This window comes from Falsiroseomonas sp. HW251 (assembly GCF_050563545.1).
Classification (GTDB): Bacteria; Pseudomonadota; Alphaproteobacteria; order Acetobacterales; family Acetobacteraceae; genus Falsiroseomonas.
In genome coordinates, this window is sequence record NZ_JBNXUM010000097.1 from 1 (window position 1) to 775 (window position 775).

The 775-nt window shown below is 69.7% G+C and carries 1 protein-coding gene; it reads right to left on the reverse strand.

Annotation, left to right across the window (positions count from 1 at the left end):
- A partial coding sequence (locus ACLF3M_RS35345; protein WP_430661705.1) for an FAD-dependent oxidoreductase occupies positions 1-775 on the reverse strand: 775 nt, incomplete at both ends.

Consider the following 775-nt stretch of genomic DNA (forward strand, 5'->3'; position numbering starts at 1 on the left):
CCAGCGCCCGTCGCCGGGATCGCGCGACAGCGCGGTGACGCGGCTTCCCATCCGCACCTCGCCGCCGGCGGCGACGATCTTGCGCGCCACGTTCTCCCACAGCATGCCGGGGCCGCGGCGGGGGTAGCGGAACTCGTTCACCAGGGTCTTGATGACCTGGCCGCGCGGCGTGCCGGTCTTCTGCGGCATCAGCGACCGCCAGATCGCCTGGAACAGGTTCAGCCCCTTGATCCGCTGCGCCGCCCAGTCCGCCGAGATCTCGGAACACGGCATGCCCCACACCTTCTCGGTGTAGGTCTTGAAGAAGATCTCGAACAGGCGCCGGCCGAAGCGCGCCGTCACCCAGTCCTCGAAGCTCCTGGCCTCCCGCTTCGGCGCGACCGCGGCCGCGACATAGGAGGCGACGCAGCGCAGCGCCTCCACCGGCCCGAGCTTCGCCAGCGCGTCGCCGGCGCGAAGGGGATAGTCGAAGAGCTGGCCGCGGTAGAAGATGCGTGACTTGCGCGGACGCACCAGGAAGGGCTCGTCCAGCATCTCGTCCCACAGCGCCTCGACCTCGTCCGACTTCGAGAAGAAGCGGTGGCCGCCGATGTCGAAGGCGAAGCCCTTGTAGGTCTCGGTGCGGGAGATGCCGCCGACATAGCTCAGGTCGGCTTCCAGCACGACGACGCGCCGCCCCGCCCTGGACAGCAGATAGGCTGCCGTCAGGCCGGCTGGCCCGGCCCCGATGCAGACCACCGCATCGTCTCCGGCATCGAACCCGTCGAAGGCCAAG